Source organism: Marinobacter sp. LV10R510-11A, assembly GCF_900215155.1.
Classification (GTDB): Bacteria; Pseudomonadota; Gammaproteobacteria; order Pseudomonadales; family Oleiphilaceae; genus Marinobacter.
In genome coordinates this window covers 1,937,199-1,951,010 of the sequence record NZ_LT907980.1, presented here as the reverse complement: position 1 = coordinate 1,951,010, position 13,812 = coordinate 1,937,199, and the positions used below count along the sequence as shown (strand labels likewise).

Here is a 13,812-nt window from a genome sequence, read left to right as displayed (position 1 = left end):
CATAAAGTTTGAAAGCTCCGGAAAACGTATTAGCCACTGCTAACGTGATTTTCAGAACTATCAAAGCCGAACACCGTATACCGGTGCTATCTACCGTTAAGGGATGGAAGGCGGATAGATAGGGAGTGGAAACCGCAGACTCCACTCATACGCCGATTACGAGGCACTTAGACCATACTTAGAGGCGAGATCGCCCAAGCCACCGCTAAAGCCTTGACCGATGGCACGGAACTTCCATTCGCCGTTGTTCCGGTAGAGCTCACAAAAAATCATGGCGTCTTCTACCGAGTAATCTTCTGAGAGGTCGTAACGTACGACTTCTTGATTGTTATCTTCGTTGATGACGCGAGCAAAAGCGTTATCAACTTGACCAAAGTTTTGGCCACGAGCGGCGGAATCGTGAATGGTTACCGTGACGGCAATTTTGTCGACGTCAGTAGGTACCTTGGAAAGATCTACTTTGATGACTTCATCATCGCCATCGCCTTCACCGGTCAGGTTGTCGCCAGTATGCTCAACAGAGCCTTCGGTAGACTTCAGGTTATTGTAGAAAATGAAGTCTTTGTCGCTGCGGCACTTGCCCTCGCTATTGACCAAGAAGACGCTTGCATCTAGATCAAAGTCCTTACCGGTCGTAACACGGGGATCCCAACCCAAACCGATACGGATTTGCTTGATACCCGGTGATTCTTTGCTCAGCGAAATGTTGCCGCCTTTAGAAAGCGAAATAGACATGTTTTCAACCTCATCGTCAGTTTATGGGTAACGTTAATTGGCCAAGCCATCGCCTGGCCAGAGAAAGACCTTAGTTCAGGCCGTAACTAGTCAAAAATGAGGCTAAGCCACCGGCAAAGCCGTCGCCTTTCGCCGCAAAGCGCCATTCGCCATCTTTCTTGTAAATTTCACCAAAGATCACCGCGGTTTCGGTGGAGTAATCTTCAGAGAGGTCATAGCGAGCGACCGGATCGCTGCTGCCATCTTTCAACACGCGTACAAATGCGTTGTTAACCATGCCGAAGTTCTGGCCTCGGTCGTCAGCTTCATGAATGGTGACGACCAAAACAATTTTTGCGACATCAGCATTTAGTTTTTCGAGATCGACAGTGATTGTTTCGTCGTCGCCTTCGCCTTCGCCAGTGCGGTTGTCGCCTGATGACACGACACCACCGCACGGAGAGGAAAGCTGGCTATAGAACACCAGGGAAGCGGCTTCTCCTACGGGCTTGTCATTGGTATCCAGCAACAGCGCAGAGGCGTCAAGGTCAAAGTTCGCTCCATCGGTAATACGGGTATCCCAACCCATGCCCAGCGTGAATTTAGTGGCACCGGGGGCCTCTTTGGATAGATTGATACGGCTGCCTTTACTCAGATCGATCATGCAACTCTCCTTAATACGTCATACTGTTTAGTACCTGGTAATAGGCACTGGCAAATACCCGTCAGGCACTTGCCAGTGCCTCCCTTGGGGGAGGCACTGGTCGACTCATGAACATTTTGCTACCGCTCAATAGCACGATAGCGGAAATAGCATTTCAATCCAATGGGATAGGCCAAACTCGGCCGTTCCTGCCACCACGGAGATACCGCGGAAGATTAAGGCGGCAGCGATCCCGTTATTAAAAATACGAGGCTCATTGCGCTGGTGGTCATCGCCGCGTTCAGGAAGTTGTTGTTTTGAGCTTCATTGCATCGATCTTAAGGTGACAAGAATGATTCATGGGCTTTTGCAACAATTGAGTTGAGCATAATTTCCTCGGATGATAGCGTGTGACTCACGACGCAAAGCTCAGATTACCTTAATAAATATTGAATGCAATAAGGTTAAAGGGTTTTTATTTGCGCCAGTAAAAGCCCGACTTATCCCGTCTGCAGTTATGATGAAATCTCATAACTTAGGGCATATAAAGTTGGTTAAGGTGCGTACTTTCCGTCTCAAATAGGCGTACTGCTTGCACGCTTTTGGAACACTGGTGGAAAAGTAATGACAACATTTTAATGAGTTTCGAAAAATCCAAAGTTAACCTAATAGTATTTAATTAGACGTTTTTTCCTACTTAAGGATACGTAATACATGGGTACCAAGCTGATTGCAGGGCAGAATGCCAAGCTAAGTGATTCACAGCTCACTTTTCGGCTCATCGTCGGTAATAGCCAAGGTGCTAGTCTCGATGCGTCGGCCATTCTTCTGGCCACAACGGGGAAGGTGTCGGCCGATGATGATTTTATTTTCTTCAATCAACCGCAGCATTCATCCGGCGCAGTAATCCAGAAGGATGGGTCAACCTTTGCGATCGATCTGAGCAAGGTGCCTGGCCATCTTGAGCGGATTGCGTTTGTACTTACCGTTGTGCCAGGTTTATCTGCACTGACGAGCGGCTACCGCTTTGAACTATCGGGCAACAGTGACCATTTTGACTTCAGTGGTCAGGGCGCCGGCCGCCCGGAGAAATCGCTCATCGTTTGCGAGCTGTATCGTCGCAACAGTGACTGGAAAGTCAAAGTCGTTGATCAAGGTTTTGCTGGGGGCATGGCGCCGCTGGCCGAGCATTTTGGCGTTGAGGTTGATAGTGATTCCAAACAAGAGCCATCGCCGACACCTACCCCTGCGCCAGCATCTTCAAAGCCGCAAGATAAACCGTCGATCAATCTCAGTAAGGTTACCCTTGAAAAAAAGGGTGACACGATCTCGCTTGAAAAGAAGTCGGGCACCTTCGGAAAAATCCACGTCAACCTGAATTGGGATCAACCGACAGGCGCCAGCAAAAAAGGCCTGTTTAGCTCATTTCTTGGCGGTAACCAAAGCGGCATCGACCTTGATTTAGGCTGTATGGTTGAGCTAAAGGATGGCTCCAAGGGGATCGTCCAAGCCTTGGGTAAAAACTTTGGTAGCCTGGACAGAGCGCCTTATATCTTTCTCGATGGTGATGACAGGACAGGCTCTGTGAATCAAGGCGAGAACCTGTACATCAATGGCAGGCACTGGAGCGACATCAAACGCGTCATGATCTTTGCCTTCATATATGAAGGGGTCGCCAACTGGGCGCAGACCAATGGTCGCGTATCGATTAACGCACCTGATCAGCCTGAAGTCGAAATCCGTATGGATGCTTCCGGTAAAGACCAAAAGTTCTGTGTGATCGCGATGCTAGAAAATCGAAACGGCGCCTTGAGTATTTCCAAAGAGGTGAACTACTTCGGAAGTCATAAGCCAGCGGACGATCACTATGATTTCGGTTTTCAGTGGAAGGCCGGCAGTAAATAACGACGCATAGCCCAATGAAATCAGCGTCATTAATCTGAGCAAAGACTGAGCTAGGAGCTACCATGGATCGTCGTTTACCCATTTATCTACTCATCGACTCGTCGGGCTCAATGCGAGGCGAGCCCATTCAATCTGTCAACGTTGGTTTGTCCGCCATGCTATCGGCGTTGCGCCAAGACCCCTATGCGCTTGAAACCGTTTATCTATCGATCATCACGTTTGATCATGAAGTCAAAGAGCTGCTTCCCTTGCAGGCCTTGGAAAGTGCTCAGGTGAATGACATTGAGTTGCCGCGCTCGGGGGCGACCCACATGGGCGAAGGCCTCAATAAGGTTTGCGACTGTGTTGAGCGGGATATTCTAACGTCCACGTCTGACCAGAAGGGCGATTTCCGACCCATGCTGTTTGTCATGACCGACGGCGCGCCGTCGGATCTGATGGATTTTGAGGCGGCGGTACAGCGCATCAAAGGGATGAAGTTTTCCGAGATTATCGCGTGCGCAGCTGGTCCTAAAGCGAAGCAAGAGCATCTTAAAAAGTTTGCAACCAAAACCGTGAGTCTAGAAACCATGGACAGCGCAGGCTTTGCGACCTACTTCCAATGGGTGTCAGCGTCCATTGCGGCCAACGCCAGTGGCCAACAAAACGGTGCAGAAGACGATATCACTCTGCCACCTCCGCCCGATGAAGTGCAGGTGGTCCTGTAGCCGAGGTTTCAATGAGACGCTTACCCATTTTCTTTGTACTCGATGTGTCAGAATCCATGGCGGGTGAGCCCCACGCGCAACTGCAACGTGCAATGGAGTCTATAGTTGAGCAGTTACGCCAAGACCCTAACGCACTTGAGAGCGTTCATATTTCGGTGATCGCCTTCGCGGGCAAGGCGGGAACCGTGGTGCCTATGGTCGACCTCATGAGCTTTTATCCCCCGCGTTTGCCGCTTGGCGGCGGAACCGCACTGGGCGAAGCCCTGGACGAGCTGATGACTCGCATCGAGGTGGACGTTAAAAAAACCACACCGAATCAGCGAGGAGACTGGGAGCCCGTTATCTACTTGTTGACCGATGGTCGCCCAACGGATCGCACCGAGGCCGCGATCAAGCGTTGGCGCCAGCACTATGCCAGTCGCGCGCACTTAATTGCAGTCACCCTGGGGGGCGCTGCAGACACTCAGGTGCTAAAGCAGCTCACTGATGACGTGGTGTCACTGGATAACGGTACAGGGGAAGATTTGAGTCGCTTTGCCCGCTGGGTATCGGCGTCGGTCGCGGCCCAGAGCCAAGCGCTGGACGCCGGTAAAACCGCACCCGGCATTTCACTTTCTAAGGCCGGCGACGTTGGCATTAGCCTAGTCAAGAAAGGTGACCCAGCACCGGTGGATGATCAGGTGGTTGTCTTTACCGGTCGTTGCCACCGCCATAAAAAACCTTACCTGCTCAAGTACAATGCGGTCGCGGTTCCTGGCGGCCTTGGCGGGATAACCTCCCGGGGTATTTATGGGCTAGAAGGCGCATATCCGCTCAGTGAGGAGTATTTCGAGTGGTCATCGGTGAGTAGCACGAAAGCGTCGGTCAGTAGTGATCAACTGGAGGGAGTACCACCATGCCCTCACTGCGGTGCACTTTCGTCGTTTGCGCTGTGCCGATGCGGCAAGCTGATGTGTTGTAACGGGCCAGGGGTGCAGACGTGCCCTTGGTGCGACGCCGACATTGAGTTTGGTAAAGGTAGCGGCAGCAGCTTTGATGTTGGCAGGGGGCAAGGGTGAAGCGTTCACGAGAATATTACAGGGGCGTTCTCAACAGTTTGATGCGTGATGAGCATAACCGACCTCTTCGTGGTAAGGATTTCGATCGGGTGATGGGAGAGGCTGATGGAGCAACTCTGATTGATGAACTTAGTGGCCGCTTTAAGCGAACCATGGAGGGGCAGCTTAAACTGGAGGGAGAGGGCGAGGAACGCGCAGTGTCTGAACCAAGCAATGTAAATTCCAACGATGTTGACGCCAACACGCTAGACGCCAGCGATGGCAATCCCCTGAAGCCAGGTGAGATACCGGCATACGCCCCTGTTGAACGTCCCCTTCCAGTAATGATGTCTCGTACAGTGAGCTTGCCCAATGGTCGGTCAGGGCAACCTTATAACGTTAGCCTTGATGAGCTACTGGATGACTTGCCGCTGCAGTTGCAGCTCGAGAACGACGCCGGGAGTGGGCTGTCGTTAACCGATGATCACCGGTTGCAGGGAACACCTACCGTCAATGGGTCACTTCAGCTCGCTGTGGTAGGCCTTGATGACCAAGGCGATCCGACACTGCAGCTGCAGCTCAAGCTGGCGCTAATACCCAGCTCGCGTGATCTTTGGAAAAACCTGCCTTCAGATCCTGGTGCACCCTATGCCAAGTCGGATGACGACGTCGATCGGCTGCATATTGGCAAGGGATGGCGCATGGTGATGGGGTCGCAGCGTGGGCGCTCGCATGCCCATCGCGGTGGCCAGCGTGACGATCATGGGGTCATCGCTCGTGCAGCGTCAGGCTGGAACGTGTTAATTGTGGGGGATGGTGCCGGGTCATGTGAGTTTTCACGCCAAGGTAGCCTTCTGGCCACCACCGTGGCGCGCGATACGTTGCTTAGCTCTCTGGGAGGAGACGAAGGGGCGAGGTTAGAAGCTGCGGCGCTTACATGGTTGAAGGATGGCGATTATTCACGCATGCCTCAAGAGTTATTGGTGCCGCTGCAAAGCACCGTGATTACGGCCGTCCACGCAGGACATCGTGCGATTTCACAGGAAGCAGCAGACTCGGGTCATTCGATAAAGGCATTTTCGACGACGCTACTCCTTGCCATCCATAAAGAGACCCCCGAGGGCCACATCGTAGTAACGTTTGGCATCGGCGATGGCGCGATTGCAGCCCTCACAGAAGGACGACAAGCACAGATGCTGAATACGGCGGATTCGGGGCAGCATGCAGGCCAAACCCGTTTTCTTGATGCGCCGCTTTTTCAGGAACAGCAAGGGCTGTATCAACGGGTGACCGTTAAAGTGTATGAAGCGCTAGATGCGTTAGTTTTGGCGACCGATGGTGTTACCGACCCGAAATTCAGTTCTGATAACGATATGCACGACCCAGAGAGCTGGTGGTCACTATACAATGAGCTGGCGCCAACCCTAGCCGGGCCAGACGAAAAGGCTGAACGAGACCCGTTACTGGATTACCTGAGCTTTTTTGTTGAACGTCATCATGACGACCGGACATTGGCCGTGCTTTACCGTGACGCCAGTGCGTCAGTGCAGGGTAAATCGGAGGTATCTGCATGAGTGCCTCTATTGTTACGCTGACAGCCTCCAACGGTGAGCAAGTCCAGTTCCGTGACAAGATCATCGCCACCGGAGGCATGAAAGATGTCTATGCCAGCCCAGACAAGCGCTATGTCGTTGCCTTTTATCGCAGCCAGCTGGACGACGCTGCCCGTCAACGCCTTGAGATGATCACCGGCACCTATCGGGAGCGCATCTTTGACAATGAGCAGGGCGCATACTGGGATCAACTGTTTTGTTGGCCCACGGCTACGGTGGAGCACAATGGCCGTACCGGGGTAGTGTCGCCGTTCTATCGTGACCACTTTTTTTTTGAGCATGGTTCGTTCAACAACGACATGCTCAAGATTCAGGGAAGGGACAAAGAAGGGAAGTGGTTCGCGTCACCCAATAACCAGTTCAAATTCTTGGACGAGCGAGAACGAGGCAACTGGCTTAATTACCTGCAGCTTTGCTTACGCTTGTCACGGGCGATTCGGCGACTTCACGCTGCAGGATTAGCGCATAGCGACTTGAGCTACAAAAATGTCTTGTTATCACCCACTACCGGCAACATCTGCATAATCGACATGGATGGTTTGGTGGTGCCTGACAGGTTCCCTCCTGAGGTGGTTGGCACCCCCGATTTCATTGCCCCTGAGTGCGTTGCGACGAGCCACCTAACCAAAGTGGACCCGCTGCGCGTATTGCCCAGCATATTAACCGATCGCCATGCCCTAGCGGTCATGATGTATTCGCTGCTGCTATTGCGCCATCCTCTGCGTGGCCAGAAGGTGCACGCAGAGGATCCCAGCGAAGACGAATGTCTTACGATGGGTGAAAATGCACTGTTCGTAGAGCACCCAACAGATACCAGCAATCGCATCAGTCCGTTGGAAGCAACCAAGCCGACAGAGCTGCCCTGGAAAGATCCGATAAAACTTCCTTACACGGTGACAGGCCCGTACCTAAAGGCGTTATTCGACCGGGCCTTTATCAAAGGGTTGCATGACCCCCGCAGCCGACCCAGCGCTGACGAGTGGGAAGTTGCGCTGGTCAAGACGGTTGACCTAATTCAGCCCTGCCAAAATGCTGACTGCCAGCAAGGCTGGTTTGTGTTCGACAACACCACGGCGCCACGCTGTCCCTTCTGCAGCACCCGCTATAAAGGGAAATTGCCGGTGATTAACCTCTACTCTTCACGAGGTGACCGTTATCGACCGGATAACCATCGTTTAATGGTGTATTCAAATCAGAGCGTCTTCCCATGGCACGTCGATCGCACGATCACGCCTAACGAGCGCCTCGGTGATGAGCATAAATCGAGGGTGGGGTACTTCGTTTTACACCAGAGTCGCTGGTATTTGGTAAACGAAAAAATGCCTTATTTAAAGAATGCCAAGACGGGTAAGGAGATACCAATCGGCGAGAAGGTGGAGCTGGAGGACGGGCTACAACTACTCACTGGAAATTCGTCCAGCAGTCGATTGTTTTACCTGCAAATGGTTTAAGGTGTTCTTTGAGCGTACGGCCAGACTTTCAAGTTTACGAAAAACGCGAGAAAACTGAGATGAAAAAAATACTGACTGTTCGAAATACCTTGATCGCACTTCCCACCGTTATCCTGATGGCAGCACTCCATTATTCGCTGCCACAGGTAGATGTTGTGCGGGCTGTCGGTGTTGAGATAAAGCGCGTAGATATCACTGAAGGCGATACCGGACAAAACCGCACCCGCGACGTCTACCAACTTCAGATGGAGACGTTAGACGGAAAGCCCAAGGTCTATCGTAATGAGGATAATTTCCTTTATGGTAAGTTTGCTTCTGCGGATTTACAGACGCAAGTTCAATCCTTTGCGGCCGATAAACAGCTGGTTGCACTGCGTCATTACGGTTGGCGGTTGAAATTGTTTTCGACATTCCCGAACGCGGTCAAGGCTTGGCCTGTCGAAAAGGGGTATCGGCATATTCCGATATTCAACATCGTTGTTCTGGCGTTTATTGGCTATCTCATCTTCATGTTGGTCCGGTACATCCGCCGCGTGCGTAATGCATTGGACGCAAAACGACGATCGCTGGACGCTGATCGTGCAGGTCGTGAAGCCGCTGTCTCGCATGAAAAACAAGCGGCGGCAGGTACCCGCCGAGAAACAGAAAGAAAAAATCAGGATGACGTTAATACATTTTTCAACACTGATGATGACAAAAATAATGGCCCTTGAATAAAAAAATTTTCCGGAAAAACCCGGCCGGCATGTCTCATGACACGCCGAGGATAGCGTGAATTTGGGTCGAGTAAGTTGTTCGTCAGGGACTCGCCCCGCGGTGCTTTCTCGTGGGGCTAGTCTGGATCGGGGAACTTTGTTCTAATGATGTACGCATTAAAAACCGGTGCGATAATCATGCGTACGAAGAAGTGGGCAACTTTCACGCCACTGGCCGATTAAGGTAATAACGTCGAATTCTGTCGTTGTATGATTATGTATACGGTTACCATGCTGATGTTTTTTAGCGAGTCAGAGAGAAAATAGACTTTTCTGACTCTACAATGTGTGTAATTTGAGGATAGAGATATGTTCAACTGGTTAAAACAAAATGCGGAACAGGCTCGCTCTAAACTGACGGCGGAAGCCTCCAAGTTCAAGAATCGCTCCTTCATGGAAGCGGTAGTGAGTGGCTGTGCCTTGGTCGCTGCAGCGGATGGAAATATCGACGCGTCTGAAAAGCAGAAGATGGCTGGCTTTATTGAACGAGCCGACGAACTGAAGCATTTTGACATGCGTCAGGTCATTGAGGTCTTCCAGAAGGCCGCTAGTGATTTCGAGTTTGATCATGGGATAGGCAAAGCATCGGCGCTGAAAGCGATCGGCAAGATTAGAGGCAACGACGATCAGGCGCGTCTGCTTGTGCGGGTAGTCTGCGCAATTGGTGCTGCTGATGGCGATTTTGACGCGCAGGAAAGGGCCGTAGTGGTTGAAATTGCGAAAGAACTTGAACTAAATCCTGAAGATTTTGATCTGTAGGTTTGCGAGCTTTTAACACGTATTTGATTTAAGGATCTAATAAGGCAGATGTTAATGCACGAACTTGAAACTTACCAACTGACCGTTATAGCGGTCGGTGCTATTGCTTTTGGTGTTTATTTACTTGTTATAGGTGGCGATTGGACTGTCGATAATGCAGTGGTTGTCGCCGAACGAGCAGGACTGTCTAAGTATTTTATCGCAGCTACTGTCGTAGCTTTTGGAACTTCAGCGCCTGAATTGTTTACGTCTGTTAACGCCAATATTTCAGGTTACCCAGGGATTTCTGTTGGCAATGTAATTGGCTCGAACATAGCGAATATCCTATTGGTGATCGCGGTATCCGCAATGATCGCCCCTTTGGTTTTTAACCGTAAAGACGTGCGCGTAGATACGATTGTTATGATCGGTGCGACCGCAGCGATGGTTGTCGCTATTCTGTCCGGGCTACTGCCACGCTGGGGCGGTTTTGCAATGGTGGCAGCGATAGTGCTTTATATTTTATACCAATACAAAGCCCACAAACTGGATGTTGAGGAAACTGACGAGGACGCGCCAAGTGCGGTAGCGCCTGGACTGATGTTGATTGTTGGTATTCTTACGCTTCTTGTCGGCTCTGAGATCCTTGTTCAGGGTGCGGTTGCAGGTGGCGTGGCTCTCGGCGTGCCCGAAGCGGTGATTGGAATGACCATGATCGCGTTCGGAACCTCGTTGCCGGAACTTACGGCCTGCGTGGCTGCTGCTCGTAAGAACCACTCGGACATGATCATTGGTGGAATCATTGGGTCAAATATCTTCAATATTCTGTCGGTTATGGCATTCGCCGCGATTGCAAAACCTCTTGTAATTGACAGCCGCTTTGCCACCTACGACATGTACATTGTTGTTGCAGTGACACTCCTGTTTGCGGTTTTGCTGTTATTTGCAGGGAGGATTGGACGTTTGGCTGGAGCGCTGATGGCCTTCGGATATCTGGCTTTCTTTGGTGTGCAGTTTATTTTGTACTGATGTTGACTGAAAAGCGCTTCCGGAAGGTGGGGCGCTAAAGTGCGATTGGACATCGAGCTACCAGACGGAGCCCATTACGCCATTCCCTTGTGATGAGGCTACGCTTCCTTTTGGAACTGATGCTCGGCCAGTCTGAAATTCTGAAGCGATCTAACTAGCGAAACGGTTATAAAAACCTTCGATGCGCGACAAAGCGTTATCCACCGTTCTGGAATATCCTTTTTTGTTGAGGCAATAACTGAACTGCACGCTTACCCGGTAACCGGCCTGAAAGGGGTGGCATTCCACGACCCGGGCACAAACCTTCGATTCATTGATGTACTTGCCTTCAAAATCCATAAGCACGCGTGTGCCCGGCTCTAGCGGCCGTGGGCACAGCATAGCCATGCCGTAACGGTTCATATCAAGGCAAGTAACTGGGGCCGGATTCTTACCGCGTCGGAGCAGCCCGCGCTCACGTATCTGTACTCTAAGGCAGGAGGCAGAGTAGCGATCCTTGATCCTGCGATCTGCGGAATCACTCATCATAGACGGGTATCCGTTGCGTATTTTGTAGTTCTTATTGCCGACTATAAGACTAAAAAAGGATTGTCGGTAGGCTAAGTGTAGTGTTGGGATAAAGGTGAGGACAACGAGGAGACGACAAAGTGTGAAGTGGGTCACAAAGGGAGTCTTCTCGGAGCGTTTGCCACAATTCTTCCCCCTGAGCGCGACAGACTGGTTCGTAGAACCTACAATGACCGGCCAATGAGTTAATCGTTACAGGACCCAACCTTGAAGCCACTGTCTCTGCCTCAGCTATACAAAGCCTGCGTTCTTAAAGATCTGCCATTCAAGTCCACCAGACAGCTGGAGCCGCTAGCTGAAATTGTAGGTCAGAATCGAGCCCAGGAAGCAGTGCGCTTTGCGCTGGCTATGCCCCATGACGGCTATAACGTGTATGCCGTAGGGCGTAACGGTTTGGGCAAGCGCACAATGATGTTGCGTTACCTAGAGCATCACCTGGATACCAAGCAGCGAAGCCACGATTGGTGCTATGTCGCCGATTTTGAGGAGCCGCGTATTCCCAAGCTGCTCCAGTTGCCAGCGGGCAAGGGTGTTCAGCTGAAGCAAGACATGGAAAAGCTCATGGGTCGGCTGGTTAAGGTTATTCCTCAGACCTTCGACAGTGACAGCTTTTTGGAGCGCTCAGAGCAGCTTAAAGAAGAGTACGGGAAAAAGCAGGAAGACGAGCTTGAGAAGGTGGCCGCCCAGGCGCGCAGAAAGAAAGTTAGCTTAAATATTACTACCCCCGGCGGTTATCGCCTGGTCGCTATGAAAGGCGATGAGGCCCATACCGCAGAGACATTCAAAGAGCTCACAGAGACGCAGCGAGACAAGTTCGAGGATTCGGTCAACAAACTGGAGAAAAAGCTCCGCCAGGCGCTACGTAAACTGGCTGATTGGGAGCAAGAGTACGCTGATAAGCAACAAGCGCTGAACAAGGAAACCTTGGAAGGCATATCTGGCCACCAGATTGATGCGCTGGTTGAAAGCTATAAGAGTCTTCCAGATGCGGTTGCCTACTTTGAAGCTGTGCGGGTTGATTTGGTTGAGAATCTGGATATTTTTCTCGACGACAACGAAGAGCAGGCAGCCATCGCCTATGCGTCTCTGAACAAAAAGATGCCGCGCCGTTACCTCGTTAACGTGTTAGTGCACCAGAAGACCAACGAAGTTCCCATGGTGGTGGAAGACAACCCGACCTATCACAACCTGTTCGGATACGTTGAGAATGTGACCTACAAGGGTACCGTATTCACTGATTTCTCCCTGATTCGTGCGGGTAGCCTGCATCGCGCCAACGGTGGTTATCTGTTGATGGATGCCATAAAGATGTTAGAGCAGCCATTTGTTTGGGATGGGCTGAAAAGGGCTTTGCGAGCAAGATCCATTGAGATCAATTCCCTTGAGCGTGAACTTACACTGTCGGGCACCATCTCAATTGAGCCCCAAGGTGTGCCTTTGAATGTAAAGCTTGTGCTTTTCGGCGATCGAGAAACTTGGATGCTGTTGCAGGATTACGATCCCGAGTTTGCGGAGTTGTTTCGCGTAACGGCAGACTTCGAGAATGAGATGTACCGCTCTGAAGACAGCCAAGTTATGTACGCGAAGTTTATCGCCAGCGTTGTCAAAGAAAAGAGCCTGCTGCATTGCTCAAACAAAGCGGTGGCAAGAGTCATTGAGTACAGTGCCCGTATGGCGGAGCACCAGAACAGGCTGTCGTTGCATGCGGCTAATATTGCGAACCTGCTCCGGGAGTCGGATTTTTGGGCACGCCAAGCAGGCGCCAAGGTGATTCAGGATGTTCACGTAGAGAGGGCGCTCGAAAGCGCCAAATACCGTAGCAGCCGTATTCGCGATCAGTTTTATGATTCAATTCGAGATGGCTCCACGTTGGTGTCAACGCAAGGGGCCGTGGTGGGCCAGGTTAATGCGCTGTCTGTTTTGTCCACCGGTGGCTTTGAATTTGGCTTGTCTAACCGAGTAACCGCTACCTGCTATTATGGAGATGGCGGCGTCATGGACATTGAGCGAGATGTGAAGCTGGGCGGTAACATCCATTCCAAAGGTGTGATGATTCTCAGTTCCTGGCTTGCTTCTCACTTTGCCGTGAACGATCCGATGCACTTGTCGGCGAGCCTTACGTTTGAACAAAACTATGGTGAGGTGGATGGTGACAGTGCCTCGCTGGCAGAGCTTTGTACGTTGATGTCCTCGCTGTCGGGCGTTCCGGTGCGGCAGGATCTGGCCATTACTGGGTCCGTTAACCAGTTTGGCGAGGTGCAGCCTATTGGTGGGGTTAACGAGAAAGTTGAAGGCTTCTTTGCCACCTGCCAGCTTAAAGGCGGGCTAACAGGCACCCAGGGCGCAATTGTGCCGGCTAACAACGTACAGAACCTCATGCTGGACAGTGAAGTGGTTCAAGCTGTGCGGGAAAGCCGGTTTGCTGTGTACGCGGTTTCGAGTGTTGAAGAAGCCGTGACTTTGCTTTTGGGCAAGCCAGCCGGCAAGGCGGACAGCAAAGGCAACTATCCGAAACAGAGCGTTTTTGGCATTATCCAGCAGAGGCTTGAGACAATGCGTGAGCACGAGCGCCAGGAACACGCCAAGGACGACCAGAAAGATCCGTCAATTCACTGAACGGCGGCCAAAACAAAACAGACAGGAGAGAGCACCC

At 51.5% G+C, this 13,812-nt stretch carries 12 protein-coding genes; 9 read left to right on the top strand and 3 right to left on the bottom strand.

The genetic code is table 11. The features are described from left to right. Positions 1–156: 156 nt before the first annotated feature. Both CPH80_RS09325 and CPH80_RS09320 read right to left on the bottom strand, forming a co-directional pair. Complete coding sequence (locus tag CPH80_RS09325; protein ID WP_096277186.1) at positions 157–735, bottom strand: TerD family protein; 579 nt, start codon at positions 733–735, stop codon at positions 157–159. Between the two features lie 70 nt (positions 736–805). Continuing rightward, positions 806–1,378, bottom strand: coding sequence for a TerD family protein (locus CPH80_RS09320; protein ID WP_096277184.1), 573 nt, complete (start codon positions 1,376–1,378; stop codon positions 806–808). Between the two features lie 693 nt (positions 1,379–2,071). On the opposite strand from CPH80_RS09320, the gene CPH80_RS09315 reads away from it, so the two are divergent. The 8 genes from CPH80_RS09315 (at position 2,072) to CPH80_RS09280 (ending at position 10,592) form a co-directional block, all read left to right on the top strand. After that, on the top strand, positions 2,072–3,262 hold the full coding sequence (locus CPH80_RS09315) for a TerD family protein (RefSeq protein ID WP_096277182.1): 1,191 nt from the start codon (positions 2,072–2,074) through the stop codon (positions 3,260–3,262). Between the two features lie 62 nt (positions 3,263–3,324). Next, positions 3,325–3,969 (top strand): vWA domain-containing protein, encoded by a 645-nt coding sequence (locus CPH80_RS09310; protein WP_096277180.1) that lies wholly within the window; start codon positions 3,325–3,327, stop codon positions 3,967–3,969. Positions 3,970–3,980: 11 nt separating this feature from the next. Next, positions 3,981–5,027 (top strand): TerY-C metal binding domain-containing protein, encoded by a 1,047-nt coding sequence (locus tag CPH80_RS09305; protein ID WP_096277178.1) that lies wholly within the window; start codon positions 3,981–3,983, stop codon positions 5,025–5,027. Continuing rightward, positions 5,024–6,580 (top strand): PP2C family serine/threonine-protein phosphatase, encoded by a 1,557-nt coding sequence (locus CPH80_RS09300; RefSeq protein WP_096277177.1) that lies wholly within the window; start codon positions 5,024–5,026, stop codon positions 6,578–6,580. Before CPH80_RS09305 ends, CPH80_RS09300 begins: the two co-directional genes overlap by 4 nt. After that, positions 6,577–8,070 carry a helix-hairpin-helix domain-containing protein gene (locus tag CPH80_RS09295; RefSeq protein ID WP_096277175.1) on the top strand — a complete coding sequence of 498 codons (1,494 nt, stop codon included), beginning with the start codon at positions 6,577–6,579 and terminating at the stop codon, positions 8,068–8,070. Before CPH80_RS09300 ends, CPH80_RS09295 begins: the two co-directional genes overlap by 4 nt. Before the next feature lie 59 nt (positions 8,071–8,129). Beyond that, positions 8,130–8,783, top strand: a complete 654-nt coding sequence (locus CPH80_RS09290) for a DUF1523 family protein (protein WP_134033473.1) — start codon at positions 8,130–8,132, stop codon at positions 8,781–8,783. Positions 8,784–9,134: 351 nt separating this feature from the next. Beyond that, on the top strand, positions 9,135–9,584 hold the full coding sequence (locus tag CPH80_RS09285; protein WP_096277171.1) for a tellurite resistance TerB family protein: 450 nt from the start codon (positions 9,135–9,137) through the stop codon (positions 9,582–9,584). A 54-nt stretch (positions 9,585–9,638) separates the two neighbouring features. Beyond that, positions 9,639–10,592, top strand: coding sequence for a calcium/sodium antiporter (locus CPH80_RS09280; protein ID WP_096277169.1), 954 nt, complete (start codon positions 9,639–9,641; stop codon positions 10,590–10,592). A gap of 150 nt (positions 10,593–10,742) precedes the next feature. On the opposite strand, the gene CPH80_RS09275 is transcribed toward CPH80_RS09280, so the two are convergent. Continuing rightward, positions 10,743–11,120: a PilZ domain-containing protein gene (locus CPH80_RS09275; protein ID WP_096277166.1), complete on the bottom strand. Its 378-nt coding sequence runs from the start codon at positions 11,118–11,120 to the stop codon at positions 10,743–10,745. A gap of 246 nt (positions 11,121–11,366) precedes the next feature. Between CPH80_RS09275 and CPH80_RS09270 the strand changes: the two genes are divergently transcribed. Further along, positions 11,367–13,775 carry a Lon protease family protein gene (locus CPH80_RS09270; RefSeq protein ID WP_096277164.1) on the top strand — a complete coding sequence of 803 codons (2,409 nt, stop codon included), beginning with the start codon at positions 11,367–11,369 and terminating at the stop codon, positions 13,773–13,775. Positions 13,776–13,812: the final 37 nt, after the last annotated feature.

Coding starts and splice junctions, on each gene's coding strand:
- CPH80_RS09290 (WP_134033473.1), top strand. CDS start 8,130: ATGAAAAAAATACTGACTGTTCGAAATACCTTGATCGCACTTCCCACC.
- CPH80_RS09280 (WP_096277169.1), top strand. CDS start 9,639: ATGCACGAACTTGAAACTTACCAACTGACCGTTATAGCGGTCGGTGCT.
- CPH80_RS09320 (WP_096277184.1), bottom strand. CDS start 1,378: ATGATCGATCTGAGTAAAGGCAGCCGTATCAATCTATCCAAAGAGGCC.
- CPH80_RS09285 (WP_096277171.1), top strand. CDS start 9,135: ATGTTCAACTGGTTAAAACAAAATGCGGAACAGGCTCGCTCTAAACTG.
- CPH80_RS09310 (WP_096277180.1), top strand. CDS start 3,325: ATGGATCGTCGTTTACCCATTTATCTACTCATCGACTCGTCGGGCTCA.
- CPH80_RS09295 (WP_096277175.1), top strand. CDS start 6,577: ATGAGTGCCTCTATTGTTACGCTGACAGCCTCCAACGGTGAGCAAGTC.
- CPH80_RS09275 (WP_096277166.1), bottom strand. CDS start 11,120: ATGATGAGTGATTCCGCAGATCGCAGGATCAAGGATCGCTACTCTGCC.
- CPH80_RS09315 (WP_096277182.1), top strand. CDS start 2,072: ATGGGTACCAAGCTGATTGCAGGGCAGAATGCCAAGCTAAGTGATTCA.
- CPH80_RS09325 (WP_096277186.1), bottom strand. CDS start 735: ATGTCTATTTCGCTTTCTAAAGGCGGCAACATTTCGCTGAGCAAAGAA.
- CPH80_RS09305 (WP_096277178.1), top strand. CDS start 3,981: ATGAGACGCTTACCCATTTTCTTTGTACTCGATGTGTCAGAATCCATG.